The organism is Polyangiaceae bacterium, from assembly GCA_016715885.1.
In the GTDB taxonomy this organism is placed as follows: domain Bacteria; phylum Myxococcota_A; class Polyangia; order Polyangiales; family Polyangiaceae; genus Polyangium.
Genome location: JADJXL010000015.1, coordinates 940,017 through 958,530 on the forward strand (window position 1 = coordinate 940,017; position 18,514 = coordinate 958,530).

The following is an 18,514-nucleotide window of genomic DNA, read 5'->3' on the forward strand; positions in this document are numbered from 1 at the left end:
CCGCATGGCCAAGACGCCGATCGCGATTCTCCTGTCCATTGCCTGTTCGTCATGCACGACCTTGGCGACGGGCCCTGCGTGGGTTGGCGGAGGTCTGGACACGATCGGACCCATCCGGGCTGCGGAACGCGAAGAAGCCGAAGAGCGCGAACGCGAACGCTTGGCGAAAATGCCCACGCGTGTTGGAGCGCGCCACATTTTGGTGATGCATCAAAAGTCGATGCAGAAGCCCGAAAGCGTCACGCGCACGCGCGACGAAGCGCGCGCGCGCGCCGAAGAGTGCCTCGCGGCATTACGTTCGGGAGCGGCGTGGGAAGCCGTCGTTGCTGAGTGCTCGGACGAACCCGGAGCTGCCCAGCGAGCTGGGGATCTTGGTGTTTTTGAACGAGGCGCGATGGTCAAGGCGTTTGCCGACGCGGCGTTTCAGCTCGAAGTACGCGCCCTCAGCGACATCGTCGAAACCCCCTACGGCTTTCACATCATTCAACGAACCGAGTGAAACCAAATCGTTACGCATGACGCGTGCGCCTGGGCTGTGCTAATGCTCGATCGACGGTCATGCAGAGATTCCGCATTCTTCATGGCTGGGTTTGCGCGCTAGGGGCCGTCTTGGGTTGCGGAGGCGCCGAGCCGCCGCGCCGCGATTGCGCGACTGTCGTATGGGCCGAGCCGGGCGGCACGACCGACATTCGCGTCGAGGGCAGTTGGAACGGCTGGGCCGAATCCGAGCCGCTCGAACAACGTGACGATGGCTGGTTTCTCCGTCCACTGGACCTCGAGCCCGGCGAATATGGCTATCGGCTGATTCGAGGCGGAAAACGCGATCGCGATCCGCTCAATCCGCTCACGACATTTCACGGCGACGAAGAAGTATCGCTCGCCATCGCCGAAGATTGCTCCGTGCCGGCATTACGCATCGACAATGTCGACGTGCAAGGCGATCGAGTGACCATTGACGGCGTATTTCTCGCTCGTCCAGATGGTCCTCCCTTGGATTCGCAGTCGCTTCGCGCCGAAGTGAATGGAGTCGAAATCGCTCCGCAACGTGCATCGGCGAGTGACGGTACGTTCACCGTCGTGGCAAGTGGTTTGTCCAAAGGGAAGCATTCATTCACGCTCATCGCTGAAGACGAAAACGCCGCGAAAGCCAAACCGGCCCGAGCTGTCGCTTGGGTCGAGCCTGCGCAAGAGTCATGGAATGAAGGCATTTTGTATCATTTGATGATTGATCGTTTTCGGGGCGATGGAGGAGCGACGCTCGCCCCGCCGCCCACGCCCGGTTCTCGGGCAGGTGGAACGCTCGATGGAGTGAGGGCGGAGATCGAAAAAGGTACGTTCGACGAGCTGGGCGTCAGCGCGATATGGATTTCGCCTGTATATACGAATCCAATCGAAATTCGCGAAGGTCGAGATGGGCGCCTCTATGAATCGTATCACGGCTACTGGCCGCTCGAATCGCGTGGGGTCGAGCCGCGTATGGGAGGAGAAGCGGCGCTCCGCGAATTGGTGGCCGAGGCGCATCGACATGGCATTCGTATCATTTTCGACCTTGTGCCGAATCACGTGTACGAGCGCAATGAACGATATTCGTCGCATCGTAATGCCGGGTGGTTCAACGATGGTCCGGACGGTTGCGTGTGCGGAAGTCCGGGATGCGATTGGGGCGAAAAACTCGGCACGTGTTGGTTCTCGCCGTACATGCCCGATGTGCGATTTCAGCATTCCGGCGCCATGCGCGCGCAGATCGACGATGCCGTCTTTTGGATGAATGAATTCGATGCAGACGGCGTGCGTATCGATGCCGTACCGATGATGCCGCGCGCTGCAACGAGGCGCATCGTGCATGCGCTTCGTCGTGAGGTGGCCGGCGAAGACGCGACATTTGCGCTCGGCGAGGTGTTTACGGGCGCGGGCTCGGAAGGTATCGAATCCATTCGGTATTTCATGGGCCCGCATGGTTTGTCGTCGGCATTCGACTTTCCGCTCATGTGGGCCATTCGTGACGTTTTTGCGGCCGATCGTCAGGGTTTTTCCGCGCTCGAAGAGACGCTCGTGCAAAATGACGCCGCGCTCGCCGGTTCCGGAGCCATTCTCGGGCGCATGATCGATAACCACGATACGTCGAGGTTCATTTCCGAAGCGGTCGGCAATGCGGGAAATGATCCTTGGTATGATCCGCCCGTTCAGCCTACGGAATCAGCTCCGTATGCGCGAACGAAAATGGCTCTGACGTTCATTCTCACGCTGCCCGGTTTGCCCGTGCTTTATCATGGGGACGAGCTTGCGCTGGCGGGCGCGGGTGATCCCGATTCGCGTCGCGTCATGCCCGATCCGTCAGCCATTACGAAAGAGCAAGCCGACGTGCGGGCGCTCGTGGCAAAAATCGGCAAGTTGCGACGCTGTTCCGCGGCGTTACGAAAGGGCGAACGAGTGCCCATCGTCGTGGGTCCCGATGTTTATGCATACATGCGCGATGCAGGCGATGGCGATCCTGTCGTCGTACTTTTCGCGCGTAAGAATACTGCAGTGCCCGTGCCGCTCGGGGCCGTACCGACGGGCCAATATGTCGATGCAATGACGGGCGAAGTCTTTGGTCTTGGCCAAGGCGAATCCGTACCGCTCGGCGATTTATCGTTTCGCGTGCTTCTCATCGAGGGCAGCGCTTGCCACAACCCTTCACCCTGACGTGCATGACATGAATTTGACGAAAAAAACTTTTCTTACGCTATCGGCGCTCGTGGCATTGCCCATTGTGGGCGCCGCATCTTGCGTCGTCGAAGACCTCAATCAATTCAATCCACCCGATGGGCTTGGAGGTTATGATCCTGGCGAGGGGCCTCCTCCATCGGGCGGAACGACGGGCACCGGCTTTGGTTCCGGGCAGGGCGGGGCAGGGGGCGGGCCGCCGATGCCCCCCATGTGCGACGATAGCTTGAAGCGGTGCGATCATGAATTTTCGCTGCCGGATTCAGGGCAAACCAGCGTCGAAGTGAGGGGCGATTTCTCGCCGACCGGTTGGACCGTCGGCGTGCCATTGGCAAAATCCGGTGGTAACTGGGTGGCGGTCGTCCCCATTCCTTACAATCAACAGGTGCAATACAAATTCGTCATCGATGGAAACAATTGGATCAAGGATCCGACGAATCCGAATACGATCGACGATGGGTTTGGCGGAGAAAACAGCTTGGTCCTCGGGACCACGTGTGATCCGTGGACCTGTGACGAGCCTCCTCCGCTGCCCGAGGATGGCCCTATCGAAGCGTGGCGTGACGCCGTCTTGTACTTCGTATTCGTCGACCGTTTTCTCGATGGGGATCCATCGAACAACGGCTCGCCCGTGCCCAATGTAGCGTCCGGCGCCAATTATCACGGTGGAGATTGGCAAGGCGTCATCAACAAGATCAAAGAAGGATACTTTGGCAAGCTCGGAGTCAATTCGCTTTGGCTCACGGTGCCATTCGACAATACCGAGCAATCCGGTCAGGGCGACGATGGCAATCAGTACAGCGCTTACCACGGGTATTGGCCGAAAGATTTTTACAAGACCGAAGAGCGTTTCGGGACGATGGCCAAGCTGAAGGAGCTCGTCGACGAGGCGCACAAGGTGGGCATTACCGTGCTCCTTGATTACGCTGCCAATCATGCCCACAGCTCGGCGCAGGTGTATCAGCAGAATGCGAGCTGGTTCTGGCCCAATGACAATGGTCAAGGTGGAAACTGCGTTTGCGGAGATGGTTGCGGCTGGGAAGGCGCGATGACCGAAAGGTGCTGGTTTACGCCGTACTTGCCGGACTTCAACTACGACAATGCCGATGCTCGAAAATGGAGCATCGACAACATGATTTGGTGGTGGCAACAAACGGGTATCGACGGCTATCGCCTGGACGCGCTCAAGCACATGAGCATGTCGTGGCTCACCGATTTGCGAGCTCGAACCAATGCCGAAATCGACACTGTCACCGGCAAACACTTTTACATGGTGGGTGAGACGTATACGGGGGACAAGGGCCTCATCAAGAAGTATGTCGATCCCTTGACCAAGCTCGACGGGCAATTCGACTTTCCCTACCGCGCCGAAATTTGCTCGAAGGTTCTCATGCGTCAAGGCAGCATGCAAGACCTCGAAAACTTCATGAACAGCAATGATGCTTATTACGGCAACGGCATCATGAGCACGTTCATTGGCAATCACGACTTGCCGCGTGTCATTCATCTGGCGCAAAACAATCCGCTCTACAATGATTCTTGGGCCGGCGGCAAGAATTCCAATTGGCCGAACCAGCCGGGACCTGGTTTGCCCGGCGAACAATCGGCCTTCGAGCGAATGGCGAACGGTTTCACCCTGCTCATGACCACTCGTGGCGTGCCGCTCATTTATTACGGCGACGAAATTGGTTTGCCCGGCGCGGGTGACCCGGACAATCGCCGCGACATGCAATGGTCCGGTTATTCGGCCGGCCAAAACCTCCTCAAAGCACACCTCGAAAAGCTCGGCCAAATCCGCAAGGATCACGTTGCGCTTCGCCGCGGTAATCGAACGCCAGTTTGGGTGACGAACGACACGATGGCCTACAAAATGGTCCACCCCATGGAGACCGTGTACGTGGCAATCAATCGCGGTGACTCACAAGCTTCGGTGAGTGGTTTGCCCAATGGATCTTTGACGAATCTGCTCAATGGTCAAAGCGTGACGGGTCCGACGCTGAACCTTCCCCCACGTTCATCCATGATTCTCGTGCAATGACCGTGGACGCGATCATCGTTGCGCGTGTGCACGTAACGTCGCAGCACGGATCCGCGTAGTACGCGCCACCCCTTCCCACATCGGTTGATCGCAGCATTCCGACGGAAGCACAACATTTTCTTTTGGCTTGTCGGATCCTTTGGCCGTCCCGAGCGGAGTGTGTTATCCACCAGCACCACTCGATACGCAGGAGTCCGATCATGCCGTTGCTCGATAATCCGTTGGAATTTGATAAGATCGTTCGGCATCTTCGCAACACGTCCGTGTTTCGAGTGACGAGTCGTTTCGACCTGGCGCGCATGCTGGCAACGGCGTCGATCCACAACGTCGCGGCGGGGCACTCGATCTGCGTGCCAGACAATGCGCCGGGTGCGCCGCCAGCGACGTCGTTTTACATTCTGATTTCGGGGGACTACGAGCTCAACGGTGCGACGATTCTGAGCGGACCACGCGATGGTCTCGTCGGCGTCGAAGACGTAGTCAAAAAGGTGCCGCGTTCCATTTCGCTCACGGCGACGACGAAGGCCTCGTACATCGAAGTGCAGGCGCCGAGTTTCCTTGGATTGCTCGAGTCTTCGACACCTTTTCGGCAAGCATTGCATCCCATGATGGATCTTGCCCCGGTACCGACGCCATACGTCGAGCCTGTTGAAGCTGGCGCCAAGGGAAGCATCGTCCAGTTCGTCACGGGTATTCCCGATATGCCGCTCTCGCTGCTCATCGAGCTTTTGGCACGCGAAATCGTAATGAATTTCACGGATCATGTGATTGTTCTGCGCGCGTGTCCGCCGGGGCAGCTTCCGAGTGCTGCCCCTGTGCACGTGCCAGGCTCTGGGCTCGGTGCACTTTTCTATCTATTTGTCGATCCGGTCGACGTGCCGGGTGTGGCGGCCTCGTACAGCGGCCAATTCGACTACGTGTTTCTCGATGGCGTCGCTTCGGCCGCGGTCGATATCATCGTGAAGCTCTTCTTCGGCTATGCCGAGGATTACATTGCGCCGCCGGCGGTCGGAGCTTGCCGCATGCTGCAGACGGTCATCGTCGGGCAGCCTCCGCTTCCGTGTGCCAAAGAGCTGTATTACGTCAATGCCAACCCCACGAAAGTCACGCATGCGAGCGATTGTCGATTGCGCCTCGATTTGGTGAAAGTGCGTGCGCTTGCGCAAGTATGGAATCCGTATTTGCCCGTCGTGTCCGTCGATGACGAGCTCGAGCGCGAAATGGGCGTGTGGGCTCGAGCTTTGACGGATCGGCGAACGGGGCTCGCATTGGCCGGAGGTGGTGTATGGTCGATGCAATCGGTGTTCATCATTCAGGAATTGAGCCGGCGGGGTGTCCCGATCGATGTCATCACCGGTGCGAGCGCGGGGGCCATGGTCGGCGGATACTATAGCGTGCTCGGGCTCGAAGGATTGGATTTGCTGGTCGAGCGTGGCGATAGTGGGGTGCTCGATCTCGTGGTGGCATTGTGGATATTCTCTCCATGCATTGCCGATGCGTTTTTCGAGCACGATCTTGGCCACACGTGCCTCCAGAACCTCGACGTGTCTTTTCACCCCAATTCGACGAACCTCACGAAGGGCGAGGGCGTGGCGTTCACACGCGGCCCGACGGTATCGGCCATGCGCGCCGCCGCATCGGCACCGCCGTTATTTCCGCCGACATTCAGCGGTTCGGAGCGATTCGTCGACGGCGCGTTCTCGAATAACCTTGCAGCTCAAATTCTTCCCTATTTTGGCGCCAATCTGACCCTCGGTGCCAATACCTATCCACCGTCGAATCGGCCCAAACCTGTGTGGGTGCCCAATATCTTCACTCGAATCACGAGCCTTGGGCCGATCAACCGGATGGTCGATTTCACGATCGCCCTGAATCTCTTGGCCAATCTCACGGGCAAGGTCGAAGGTGGTTACGCGGACGTGCCATACAATGCAACGTCGAATTTTGCGCTTCCGTTCTTGGTGACGTCCAATTTCCGTTACGCGTCGAAGATGGTTGCGCATGCTTCGCAAGATCCTGCCGTTCTCGCGGCCATTGACGATTTCACCGCGCGGTGGGAGCACTTGCGTTATCGCGGAGGCCGCACGTGGGACACGATGCCCGCCTGAGTATCGCCGCGGCATTGACTTCGCCCGCGACCAAGTAGCCGGATTGGCTGTTGGATTGCGATCATTCCGCAGGACGTTTCGCGCGTCGCAGGCGGCTTTTACGAGAGCCTGTCACTCCTGTTGAACCGGGGAGCTCGCCTTCCATCGTTCATGGCGGGCGTTGCGATTGTCAGGCCGTTTCGCGTCATTGCCTCGACAGTGCGCATTCCAAGCATTCAGGATGGCTGTCGCCCGCGGGCCAGAAAAGTAGTCGCGGCGTATCTGCTCGACTATTGCTCGACCTTTCCACATATCGAATACGTTGGCTCCGTGGGGTCGCATGTCTACGACGTAGTCGGCGTGTAGGCTTGCCTGATCGGTCCCCGCTCTCCATGTCAGGAGCTGATTGGCCCAGAGCGCATCGAAAAATCGTCCCATCCAAACGCTAGTAAAACGTTTGAGGATGCTAGGCCGTTCGGTTCCGGCTGGCACCGGAGGAATCGCGAGCGACGCGATGATAAAATCTGCACCGATGTTGCGTAAATGCCGAGTTGGTACAATCGCCACGAATGCACCGTCAACAATCACGTGCCCATCTTTCCGCAAAGCTGGCGCGACCGGTGGCATGGTACTACTCATCCGGACGCCACGGCCCACGGTCGTGTCCTGCTCAGTGAATTCGCGTTGCGTCGTGAGATTGCTTCCAATGGGATAAAAAGGTATTTCCGTCGTGGCGAGATGAATGGGCTGGCCACCATTTAAGCCCATGTTTCGAAGGAGAGAATTGACGAACCATTCGATTGCAGCGGTGGAAATTGGCGCAAGCAGTGTCGTGCGCGTCAGCGGGCTAGCCAGCGGTGCGACGAGTGCCGAAGTCGGGCTATCCGCATCGAGCGAATTGTCTTCAATGAGTCGTTCGAGCGCACGCAGCCCTCCTGCTGCGTAGAGCCCTCCTACCGTCGCTCCAAATGAAGATCCTGCTATATAATCGATAGGGACTCCCTGTTCTTCAAGATTCTGAATGAGCGCGACATGAGAATACGCCCACGCTCCTCCGCCTCCGAGTGCGAGCCCAATGGTTCGCCGTGTTATTACGCGCGCAATTCTCGCAAATGCCCTTGCAAGCGCCACATTGGGGGCATGTGAGCCGACGAGCGCGCAAGGTCCACGTTCATCATGGAGCCTCACGCCATCCGCGTCGTCGGGAACGCGTACGACTTGTCGCAAGGCTGCATGATCGTCGTACACGGGTTTGGGAGGTAATTGCGGAGGCTTGTGCGTGGATGCCCGAAAAAGAGAGCTGATGAGCGACGGTGCAGCATCACCACTCAATGCGTCGCTGATGCGTTCGTGCGATCCGAGTTGCTTGCGAGCGATGTATTCGGGTGTCATTCGCTCAATCCAAACCAGTCGTCTTGGCAATACGTTGCCGCATGGATTTGCGAAAGTGGCATCATCCGTAACATGAAAAACGGTCGTGCTCCGCGAATACAGCCGTTTTGCCAATTCTCTGGCCACGGACGCAGAGTCCTGATCGCAATGTCCGACGCACACGATGATGTAGCGCAAATCATCGCGCGTAGTCATGAGCTCGACGAGCAATTCCGCGTCACTTGCGGAATGGGGATTCATCGGCCAAACGGTTTCTACCTTCGTCGACCAAGAGAAAAACCTTTCGCTAAGCTCAGTGGGAAGCAACGTACCGTATTGGACCACGTTGGCGTTGTGGACTCGAGCTTGCGCACCGGAAGCTGCAGCGCGTCGTGGAATTTCCTGCGTCACCATCTGAAAGCCGCGCAATTCGTAGTAACCTCGAAACCTGTCGAGTCCGCCAAGGTCGACGATGCATACCTTGCCGTCGATCATGTTGGCCAATGCGGTCGCGGCGCCCTGGGTCAATGTCGATGTACCCAACTCGGCTTTTTCTGCCTGAATACAAACAATCTCAGGCATTGGATAACCTTTTCGAATTGTCTTGTGCCGCTGAATCAAACGCAGAGGGGTCGATACGCATTGCTCGAGCACGGTGCATAACGCGTCCCACTGAAATTCGAATGCAATGCTATTTCGCCCGAGATAGATGTCCGTGGTGCGGGGTATTGCGACCATGTCGGTCGAGCTGTCATGCCCGACCTCGCCTCGCGTTAGGATGGCGTCCAACCCGAGCAGATCAAAGCGATTGAATTTGCCGACGAATTGTGCCGATTCGCCGGGCAAATATACAGTGCTCTCTCCCGCAAGCAGCAACGCAACGCATTTCGGTGACGTGCCGGCCGCAAGGTATCGAAACTTCGGCGTCATCCGAGTGTCACGTCGGAATGCTCCAATCTGCAATAAATATTCCTGATATGCGGGGGGCAAGCGCCGCAAAATCGGGTTACGTTGAACGCCTTCCAAGAGCTCGTGACGCCGAGCGAAACGATTGGCAACAATTTGTCGTACATAACATCTGAGCGTTGCGTAATCCGACAAGGCTTCGATCAGCTCGGACACGAGCATCCAGCGCGTACGGACTTTTCCCAATGGTTCCGCCAAGATGTGCATCCCTGCGGGACTCGACCAGCGTGTGGCAGTGTTTTTTTCGTCAAATGCTCGCAAGGCATTGGGGATTCCAAGCCATTGACCTGGGCCACATTGGCCAATCTCGAAAGGCGGCCCATTGTGGGGAATGGCAACGAGGCGCACACGCCCTTCGACGATGACGTGCACACAGGAATCGACATGCTCCGTATTCAGGTCGAAAATATCGGACGGTTCGTCGTCGCGTCGGAGCAGTGAATGCAACCGTTTGACCGTCGACGAATCGAGCAATGGATGCAGCGCAAATTCAGCACTCGCATCCCGCCCACCGATACTCGGTCGTCCTGATGGGTTGTCATGTTCGTGATCGAACTCGAGATGCTCGTCGAGCAAATACGCAGGCCGCCCCATCGCATCCAAAATTGACGGTCTTGCAAACACGACAGGCTCCTTGGTTCTCGGCCTAGTTTTAGTTAATAAGGAAGCGCACATTCATTTCGGTCGAAATGGAGTACGTCGGTAAGCTACAATGACGATGGGGACTCTAGCAGCAGCTATGGTGCCGCCGTGAATGGCATCGAGACTCGAGCGAAATCCTGAATCAATGGGCAACGTTGCGTTCGTGCAGGCCCAGACGCATTCGCACTTCGTCGAAGTCGAGCTCCCACATTTCTTCGAATGGTGCAAAGAAAAGGTTGTAGGCTTTGCCAGAAAGCTCGAAGCCGCGCACCATTTCTTTGATCATTTTTACCGGCTGGCCATAACGCAGCATCATGTACGGTGTCGCTGCGACCGACGCAATGCCATACGGCTCGCGGAGGTTCATCATATTGAAGACTTGCAAGCCCATTTCACCAGGCACGTCGATGCCGAATCCACAGAGCGCATGCAGGATGTCGTGGATTTTGAAAAAACGCTGCGTGACCCAATCGCGCTCGAACGTTTCCACCAGCCCCGGGGCTGCCATCACATGGCCACCCGCAGCGATGTAGTGTTCCTTGAAAAATTTCGCATATCGGTGACCAAACGTGTTCTCAGGGAGCCGCAGGAGCGCGTCGATGTCGAGCGGGCGCTTCGTAAGCTCGCGCAAGTGCTCGACTTGCTCACGCGGAGCACGTTCGATCATGCGGCGATACCACGTTTGCACAGGCCACGAGAGCGATACGGCGTCGACCATGAGATTGAGCGCATCGAACTCGAATGGCCGCCACCAAAGCACGGACATCGCACGGAGAGCTTGCCTATACTTCACCATTTTGTCCATGGCATCCTAGACGCCAGCGACCAGCCTTGTCAAGCATCCTCGTGCCAGGGACTTGCTTACACAACATCATGCTTGACTGACCCTACGCTCGTGAAGTAAGGACGAAAGGCGCACGGTGAAGACAACGATACGGTACGTATCCATGCGGGACGTGTCGATGGTGTAGTTGAATTCACATTGACAGGGCTGTTTGACGAGTTTGTGATGAGCGACCTAGCATTTGATCGAGGGTGTATGTAATGATGATTCCCGCACGTATTCTCGGCACGGGAAGTTTCCTTGCCGGTCGTCGAGTTCCTACCGAGGAAGTTGCTCGCAATGCAGTGCCTGGGAAGGACCCGGCCGACGTCGAGCGCAAGATTGGCATTGCAACTCGGTATTGGGTCGATTCCGACACGAAAGCTGCCGACATTGGTGCCGAAGCATTGACGCGGGCGCTCGAAGCGTCCGGGATATCCAAATCGGACCTTCGTCGCATCATTTTCGTTAGTTCCACCGGTGGCGACATGCTCATTCCGGGAACTGCACACCTCGTTTGCGACAGATTGGGTCTGCACGACACGTGCGATGCATTCGACATCAACAATTCATGCGCGGGCTTTCTCACGGCGCTCGATATTGCATCGCGTTCGGTGGCCACGGGACTGGGTCCTGTGGGAATCGTATCGGGTGAAATCTTTTCTCGATACCTCCCCGTGGAAAAACCCCGCCCGTATCTGGTCATGGGCGATGCGGCTGCGGCCGCAATCGTCGGCCCGACGACGCAAAAAGAAGGACTGCTCGCGTCGCACCTTGCAAGCTCGGCCGAATTGCGGCGCGAAGTCACGATGCAACACCCGGGTTTGTCATCGCCGCCGACATTTTTGCAATTCGATGCGACATACGAAAAATTGACCGACGTCGCCGTCGATGCGCTTGCAAAGAGCTCGAAAGCCGCTCTTGCCGCGGCGGGTATCGAGCTTCGTGACGTCGAATGGTTTTTACCTCATCAGCCGAATGGACGCATGCTCGAAAAAATCCTCGCGGTGATGAACGTGCCGTTCGAACGGACGCCGACCGTCGTCGAGGAAATTGGCAGCGTCGGTTCGGCATCGGTCCCCGTGAGCCTTGATCGGCTCATGCGTAGCGGTAAAGTTCGTCCGGGCGATCGTATTTTGATGGCCGCGGTTGGCGCAGGCACCGGGTATGGTGCTGTTCTTTTTCAAGTAGGAACGAGATGAATCTTGGACCCGCAGCGGCGCGTGCCGCATGGCAATCGTATTGGACCGCGATGCGGTATTATCATCGTTTCGAGGTTCGGGGTCTCGAAAATGTGGAACGCTCGGGCCCTGCCATGATCGTGGGGTATCACGGTCGAGGCGTCGCGCATGACATGATCATGCTCGCGTCCCTTCTTTACGAACGTAGCGGCGCTGAAACTCGCGCCGTCATTCATCAAAAAGTCGTCGAATTGCCCGTCCTCGGCTGGCTTCCCCAGGGGCTTGGGTACGTGCCTGGCGATGGCCCCGAATTGGAAGCGGTATTCGCTCGCGGGGAATCGCTCATGGTCACCCCCGCGGGCCCCATCGAGGGATGTCGCAGTTTTCGGGAGCGGTACAAAGTCAATTGGGGAAATCGCCTCGGCTACCTGAAAATGGCGCTCAAATACCGCTTACCCATCATTCCAACAGCAGGAACCGGCGTCGACGACACCTACATCGGGCTCAACAATGGATACGAGTGGGGCAAACGTTTCGATGCGTCGTCCATTGCCAAACTCATTCGTTGGCCAGGAGGATTCCCCCTTTGGTTTGCATTCGGCGCCACTGGGCCCTGGCCCATGACGCTCCCATTTCCCGTCAAAATCGTTTGTCATGTCGGCAAACCTATCGACCTCGAAGCCGAGGGTCCCGTCGATCCTTCCGATCGCAAAGCGCTCATGCGGCTTCACGAACGCGTGACGGGTACGGTGCAAAAGCTCTTGGACGAAGGTCGCGGAAAACGAACGTCATGACGCAAAAGACTCCGTGCGATCGATGGGCACTCGTACTTGGCGCGTCGTGCGGAACGGGCGGCGCCATTGCTCGTGCGCTCGCACGTGACCCCGGTATGCATGTTTTCGGCATTCACCGAGGCAATCATCCATCCGAGGCCGATCGGGTCAAGGAAGCCGTGCTCGCAACCGGACACGAGATTCATTTTCGTATTGGGGATGCAGGCACGCTCGAAGGAGTTTTGGGCGGCGTCGAAGAAATTCAATCGGTCGCGGGCCCTCGGAGCATTGGGATCGTGGTGCATTCGCTTGCCAATGCCTCCGTAGGACGATTGGCTTCCCGAGAAGCGGATCAAATCACGCCGCGCCAAGTGCACAAAACCTTCGATTCCATGGCGCATTCTTTCTTGTTCTGGACGCAGGAGCTTTTCAAACGCAACCTGCTCGCCCCCGGAGCGCACATTCTCGGATTGACCAACTGGATGACGGATTCCGTGCTGCCCGGCACGGCGCTCATTGCTGCGACCAAGGAAGTGCTGGGCGTGTATACGCGGCATTTGGCACGCGAGCTCGGGCCGCACGGTTATCGCGTCAATCTATTGAAATTCGGCGGCGTTTTTACGCCCGCCGTCGAAAAAACGTTCGGCGAGGCGCGCCTCGAACGGCTTCGCCGAGTGCTCAGTCGTCTTGCGACGTCGCACAGCATTTCGACCGTGGACGAGGTAGCGCATTTCGTATCCGTATTGGCCGGCGACGCGTCGTCGCGTTTCAATGGTGCTACCATCGATTTCACCGGCGGTGAATCGCAAGGCTTTTTCGACGTGATCATGAACGCGAGCTGCGATTGCGACGACGACGAATAGCCGCGGTGATCGCGCTATTGCGTCCGGCGTTCTTCGCTGGGCATGCGGAATGCGAGCGAATACAAAAAGAGGCTGAGCTGATCGACGTGCACGTCTTCCGCTCCTTCCGGTAGTGCGTCGACCGGAGCGTGCGGATTGTTGTCGTACCACGTGACCATTTTGAACATGGCCTGGTGGTACAAATTCGGCTTTTGCGAATGATCGAGCTGTTCGTCGGCGACGACGATGGGCGTGCCGGGTTTGGCGACGCGTGCCATTTCCGCAAGGGCCTGCTTCGCATCGCGGAAACCATTGATGCCGCCCACATGAAATACGCGATCGAAGGAATGGTCCGGGAAGGGCAATACATGCGCATCCGCCATCAAGAGGCGCACTTCGCTATCGCACTGCCTTCGCAATTTGCGCTGAAGCACCGACAGCATACCGGGGCTCAGGTCGACCCCCCAAATTTCGACGGGCAATCGGGCCGGCAAATCGTGCCGCACGTACCGGAGATTCGCGCCCGTGCCGATTCCCACTTCGAGAATTCTGACGGGACTTCCATCGCTGTGCGGCTTTAATGAGCGCAGGTCGAGGCGTGGCATGTAGCCATTACGAAATGCGTCTTCGGTGATGTTCGGGCTCCCAACCTGAAACAAGGGCAGCAGCGTCGCGACGGACATGTCGTGAAACACGGAGAAGTAATTGTAAATGAACCGCATCATGCGATCGGTTCCTTCGACCTTCTCCTCCACGAAGAGGTGGCACATCCCGTTTTCCACTCGCCAAGTGCTTCCGCAACGTTCGCAAGGCAATTCGCCACGATCGATGTGGCCATCGAGCAGCGTTCCTCGAAATTGGAGTTTGCCGTGGCAGCGGGGGCAAACAATACGCACGATATCGGTCGGTTTCAAAAACGAGCTCCTGGTTGTTTTGGTTCGACGGGACGAATGTAACTCCATCACTATACCAAAATCATCGATGGCCACTCCAGCTCATTCAAAAGTCTCCCCACGCCATGTGTTGTGATTTTGATCGCATTTGAATGGGCGGTGGTTTCACCGTGCGGTCGTAACGGTCTCTTACAGGTCGCTTCTTCTTGACTTTTCGTCGCGCATGTGCAACGGCACCGGCTCCCGCGAGCGAAAGCTTACGCAGGACGCTGCCGCGCGATCGGCAAATCCATCGAGTGCAATGCCACTGTTGGCTTGCGCGATTACGTTCACGACGTGCCGAGCGTGCAGAGGTTCTGCATCTCGGTTGATGTTGTAGCGTCACGCTGGTCGGAGAGGGGTCCGAGCGTTGGATGAAAGAAGGCAATGCATTCACGCTCGTCGATGGTGTAGCTGTGGCTACATGTGATCCGTATTTGCGAGATCATTGGGTCGCGAGGATTGCGTCGTTTCTCGCATGTGAAGACATTGCGAAATGTCTTGACGTTGCTGCCCGAACTGGTGTTCGATATGATTGTGTGCGGCAAAATGCCTCATTGTGTGCATTTGCGAATGCGGTCCAGGCATCGATGCGCGCCCAGCAGACTGCATTCAATTTTGGCAGTCGCGGTGGTGCTTTGGTGCGTGGGTGATGCTTGGGCACAGGTGCCGCAAGGACAGAACAGCGCGCCGAGCGTAGCTTCTGACGAGCCCGAGGTGCCCAAAAAAAATGAATATTCGCCGGGGGTCTCGACACCAAGCGAGGCACCTGTGCAGCAGACGGTGGGCTCGACTGGCCACGCGATCGACGTGGTCGTGCAAGGGCGTTCGTCCGATGGACGTCGACTTCGCGATTCGGCGGACGCTGTGAAGGTGGTCGATACGCATTACGCGAAACAACAAGCGCGTGACTTGGGAGATGTATTGTCGGGGGTCGAGGGCGTCGTGGTCCGTCGCACGGGAGGCCTCGGCTCGTTCACTCGAATATCGCTCAACGGTCTTTACGACAATCAAATACGATTCTTTTTCGATGGCATTCCGCTCGATATCGCTGGCTCTCCGTTCGGCATATCCAGCGTTCCCGTGAATCTCGTGGGTCGCATCGAGATTTACCGCGGCGTATTGCCCGTTCGTTTTGGCGCGGATGCTTTGGGTGGCGGCGTGAATCTCGTACCCACGAGGCTCGACGATTCGAATGCGTACATTTCGTATCAGCGCGGATCTTTTGGAACGCATCGTGCAACGGCTTCTGCCCGGTATCATCACCGTCCGAGCGGCTTTTTCGTCAGCGGGACAGGCCTATTCGACATATCGCGGAACGATTATGGAATCGATGTCATGGTTGCCGATAAAACGGGGCGCAAGCGGGATGCACACGTGCGGCGATTTCACGATGAATATCGGTCCTACGGAGGCTCGGTCGTTCTTGGTGTCGCGGACAAACCTTGGGCAAAACGACTGTCGCTTCAGCTTTTTGGGCTCAACTTCGACAAACAGATTCAGCACGATGTGCTCATGGCACGGCCGATCGGCGAAGCCAAGTATGGGGCGTCGTCGCTCGGGGCGACCCTGCGATGGGAGCATGATTTCTCGCGTCGAGTATCGACGGAGGTCGTAGCGAGCTTCGGGCGGCAGACGATCCGTTTCCTCGACACGTCCAAGTGGACCTACGATTGGTTTGGCAATCGCGTAGCCGAGCGGAGCGTCGGCGGCGAGCTCGATTCTCAACCGCATGACGCCACGATTTGGCAAAACAGCATGTTTGGCCGAGCGCTCGTCGAATGGCGCGCTCGTCCCGACCACACGCTGCGGATCGCCAGCACCGCTCGAATGACCAGTCGAACGGGCACGGAAAAAGCCACCAGAGGACAAGACGGAATCGACCTGCTCGCGGGCGTTCGCGACATTGGGACCTTGGTGAGCGGCCTCGAATACGAGCTCAATGCATTCGATATGCGGCCACCGGACGCTCGAGAAGGCAGGCCTCATCGTCCGGCCGACGATGATCGACTCCAAAATATTTTCACATTGAAGCACTATTTTTACGACGCCAATGCGAAAGACGTGAAAACTGGTTTCGGCTTGGAGTCGCTCGACACGTCCGGTTGGCGCTTCGGTGTGGGCGATGGCTTGCGTTTCCGATTGAACAAGAAGGTGGCGCTCAAAGCGTCTTACGAGCTCGCCACGCGGATTCCCAACATCGAAGAGTTTTTCGGAGATTCACTCTACATTCAACCGAACCTAAGTTTGAAACCCGAATTCAGTCACAACGGCAATGCAGGCGTGCTCGTCGAAACCCGGCGAACGCGGGCGGGTAACTTTACCCTCGAAGCCGACGGATTTTTGCGTGAAGTGACGGACCTCATCGTGCCGTTTGCCGACGCCAACGGCGTACAATACGCCAACGTGGGCGGTGCACGCATCGTGGGGGTCGAAACGGCGGTGAAGTGGATTTCGCCAGGAAACTGGCTCATCGTCGATGGCAATGCGACGTGGCAGGATGCTCGTAATCGTTCGGGAGAGTTCGGCGGGGAACGAATTCCGAACCGTCCCTGGCTGTTTGCAAATTGGTCCGCTCGCTTTCAATGGCGCAAAGTACTCACGAGCGACGATGGGGTTGCTCCCTATTATGCCGGCCGGTTCGTACACGAATTCTTCCGCACGTGGGAAAACATTGGCGACCCCGATTTCAAAGCCGTCATTCCTACGCAAATATCCCATACGCTCGGCATCACGTATTGGAACAATACGCCTTCCCGCACGAGCGTCACGTTGGAAGTCGACAACGTGACCGATGCACGATTGTACGACTTCTTCGGTGTGCAGAAACCTGGTCGAGCCTTCTCCGTCAAAGTGACGGGCGAACTGTGAGAAAGTGAAAACGAGAATGGAAAAACGAGCTTTTGACATCCATGGGACTTTCGCGCCTTGCGCCTTTGCAGTGCTTTTGGCATTGCCGCTCGCCGGTTGTGGCACGGAGCCCGAGGGCCTCACGAAGACACCGCCTTATGCGATTTCGACAATCATCTTTTCTGAAGACCTGACGATGCGCCAGGAATTCGTAAAATTTTCGGACGGACTGGTCGCTGGCAGCAAGATCGATGAAGCGCACAGTATCGAATTCCCCAATCCGAACCCGACATTGTGGCCGTCATTGAAGCTGGGCGAGTTTTTCATTGCGGACTCGAGCAATGGGGACATCGGAAAGTATGGCCTCGACACCGACGGCTCCGTCGTGAAAACGGACACGCTGAGCTTCGCGGCGCGCGGAGTCACCGAGACCAATTGGCCGCTGTTCATCGTCCATTCGGAAACACAGGCGTTTTTCTTTGATGAAATCACACTGCAGGGTTTCATTTTGAACCCGACGGACATGATGATCACGCAGGACGTCAAACTCGCAACCGCCTTCAACCCGACCGAGGGAATGACGACCTATACCGTTTGGCGAGAACGAGCACCCATCAAGATTGGAAACAAATACTTCGCGTCGTACAAGTACTTCAACCCCGCAGCGCTGGAAACACTGTATACCCGCTCGGGGATGCTCGTCATCGACGCGGACGCGGGGTCATTTACGACGTACGAAACCACCGCATGCGGGGGCCTGTTCCATACGGTGCTCGGAAAGGATGGGCTGATTTACGCGGCTTCGGGCGTCGTCAGCGCGGCAGGCGAATTTAATGGGCAACCTGGAGCGACACCGGCGTGCATGGTGCGTTTCGACCCGGATGCGTTGAAATGGGACGATACGTACAACGTCGACTTGTCGGCGCTCGTCGGGACGGGAAAGTTCGTCGGGTCCATTTTCGCAGCCGATCAAAAAGAAGGGACGGTCTACACGCGCGTGCTCATGGAAGCGAATGCCCCGACGGGGAGAACGGCATTGCAATTGTCCGCTGCGCCGGTTTGGGAGACCTACAAGATCGACAGTTTGGCCAACCCGACGACTGCGACGAAAATCGATGGATTGCGACCCGCGGGCGGTGTTCCGTATCCGTTTTACGTCGACGGGAAGTCCTACACGGCAGGCGTCAATCTATCGACCACGCCGAACCAAAGCTGGATCGTGGACTTCACGACCGACCCGCCCACCGAGCAGCTCGAAATGCCAGGCTGGGGCTACTTTGCCATCCGGGTGCGCTGAATCCAC

General features: G+C 57.3%; 12 protein-coding genes. 9 read left to right on the forward strand and 3 right to left on the reverse strand.

The window, feature by feature from the left end:
- Positions 1 to 4 precede the first annotated feature (4 nt).
- From IPM54_17375 to IPM54_17390, 4 genes are all read left to right on the forward strand, one after another.
- Positions 5 to 499, forward strand: coding sequence for a peptidyl-prolyl cis-trans isomerase (locus IPM54_17375; GenBank protein MBK9261563.1), 495 nt, complete (start codon positions 5 to 7; stop codon positions 497 to 499).
- Between the two features lie 59 nt (positions 500 to 558).
- Positions 559 to 2,685 (forward strand): hypothetical protein, encoded by a 2,127-nt coding sequence (locus tag IPM54_17380; GenBank protein ID MBK9261564.1) that lies wholly within the window; start codon positions 559 to 561, stop codon positions 2,683 to 2,685.
- 10 nt (positions 2,686 to 2,695) lie between these two features.
- Positions 2,696 to 4,744: a hypothetical protein gene (locus IPM54_17385; GenBank protein ID MBK9261565.1), complete on the forward strand. Its 2,049-nt coding sequence runs from the start codon at positions 2,696 to 2,698 to the stop codon at positions 4,742 to 4,744.
- Between the two features lie 200 nt (positions 4,745 to 4,944).
- Positions 4,945 to 6,852 carry a patatin-like phospholipase family protein gene (locus IPM54_17390; GenBank protein ID MBK9261566.1) on the forward strand — a complete coding sequence of 636 codons (1,908 nt, stop codon included), beginning with the start codon at positions 4,945 to 4,947 and terminating at the stop codon, positions 6,850 to 6,852.
- Positions 6,853 to 6,963: 111 nt separating this feature from the next.
- Here IPM54_17390 and IPM54_17395 read toward each other — a convergent pair whose 3' ends face one another.
- A complete protein-coding gene (locus IPM54_17395) occupies positions 6,964 to 9,792 on the reverse strand; it encodes a patatin-like phospholipase family protein (protein ID MBK9261567.1) in 2,829 nt (942 codons plus the stop codon).
- Positions 9,793 to 9,952: 160 nt separating this feature from the next.
- The gene (locus tag IPM54_17400; GenBank protein ID MBK9261568.1) at positions 9,953 to 10,576 is read right to left on the reverse strand and encodes a hypothetical protein; all 624 of its coding nucleotides are present in this window, start codon (positions 10,574 to 10,576) and stop codon (positions 9,953 to 9,955) included.
- 281 nt (positions 10,577 to 10,857) lie between these two features.
- Here IPM54_17400 and IPM54_17405 point away from each other — a divergent pair, with 281 nt between their 5' ends.
- The 3 genes from IPM54_17405 to IPM54_17415 are packed head-to-tail and all read left to right on the forward strand — an operon-like array spanning position 10,858 to position 13,450.
- Positions 10,858 to 11,835 carry a ketoacyl-ACP synthase III gene (locus tag IPM54_17405; GenBank protein MBK9261569.1) on the forward strand — a complete coding sequence of 326 codons (978 nt, stop codon included), beginning with the start codon at positions 10,858 to 10,860 and terminating at the stop codon, positions 11,833 to 11,835.
- Positions 11,832 to 12,608, forward strand: a complete 777-nt coding sequence (locus IPM54_17410; GenBank protein MBK9261570.1) for an acyltransferase family protein — start codon at positions 11,832 to 11,834, stop codon at positions 12,606 to 12,608. The genes IPM54_17405 and IPM54_17410 overlap by 4 nt, the downstream gene beginning before the upstream one ends.
- Positions 12,605 to 13,450, forward strand: coding sequence for an SDR family oxidoreductase (locus tag IPM54_17415; protein ID MBK9261571.1), 846 nt, complete (start codon positions 12,605 to 12,607; stop codon positions 13,448 to 13,450). The genes IPM54_17410 and IPM54_17415 overlap by 4 nt, the downstream gene beginning before the upstream one ends.
- Before the next feature lie 14 nt (positions 13,451 to 13,464).
- On the opposite strand, the gene IPM54_17420 is transcribed toward IPM54_17415, so the two are convergent.
- Positions 13,465 to 14,391, reverse strand: coding sequence for a methyltransferase domain-containing protein (locus tag IPM54_17420; protein MBK9261572.1), 927 nt, complete (start codon positions 14,389 to 14,391; stop codon positions 13,465 to 13,467).
- A gap of 687 nt (positions 14,392 to 15,078) precedes the next feature.
- On the opposite strand from IPM54_17420, the gene IPM54_17425 reads away from it, so the two are divergent.
- On the forward strand, positions 15,079 to 17,232 hold the full coding sequence (locus IPM54_17425; GenBank protein MBK9261573.1) for a TonB-dependent receptor plug domain-containing protein: 2,154 nt from the start codon (positions 15,079 to 15,081) through the stop codon (positions 17,230 to 17,232).
- 16 nt (positions 17,233 to 17,248) lie between these two features.
- Positions 17,249 to 18,508 carry a hypothetical protein gene (locus IPM54_17430; GenBank protein MBK9261574.1) on the forward strand — a complete coding sequence of 420 codons (1,260 nt, stop codon included), beginning with the start codon at positions 17,249 to 17,251 and terminating at the stop codon, positions 18,506 to 18,508.
- Positions 18,509 to 18,514 lie beyond the last annotated feature (6 nt).

Coding starts and splice junctions, on each gene's coding strand:
- IPM54_17375 (MBK9261563.1), top strand. CDS start 5: ATGGCCAAGACGCCGATCGCGATTCTCCTGTCCATTGCCTGTTCGTCA.
- IPM54_17430 (MBK9261574.1), top strand. CDS start 17,249: ATGGAAAAACGAGCTTTTGACATCCATGGGACTTTCGCGCCTTGCGCC.
- IPM54_17380 (MBK9261564.1), top strand. CDS start 559: ATGCAGAGATTCCGCATTCTTCATGGCTGGGTTTGCGCGCTAGGGGCC.
- IPM54_17385 (MBK9261565.1), top strand. CDS start 2,696: ATGAATTTGACGAAAAAAACTTTTCTTACGCTATCGGCGCTCGTGGCA.
- IPM54_17405 (MBK9261569.1), top strand. CDS start 10,858: ATGATTCCCGCACGTATTCTCGGCACGGGAAGTTTCCTTGCCGGTCGT.
- IPM54_17390 (MBK9261566.1), top strand. CDS start 4,945: ATGCCGTTGCTCGATAATCCGTTGGAATTTGATAAGATCGTTCGGCAT.
- IPM54_17420 (MBK9261572.1), bottom strand. CDS start 14,391: ATGGAGTTACATTCGTCCCGTCGAACCAAAACAACCAGGAGCTCGTTT.
- IPM54_17400 (MBK9261568.1), bottom strand. CDS start 10,576: ATGTCCGTGCTTTGGTGGCGGCCATTCGAGTTCGATGCGCTCAATCTC.
- IPM54_17410 (MBK9261570.1), top strand. CDS start 11,832: ATGAATCTTGGACCCGCAGCGGCGCGTGCCGCATGGCAATCGTATTGG.
- IPM54_17415 (MBK9261571.1), top strand. CDS start 12,605: ATGACGCAAAAGACTCCGTGCGATCGATGGGCACTCGTACTTGGCGCG.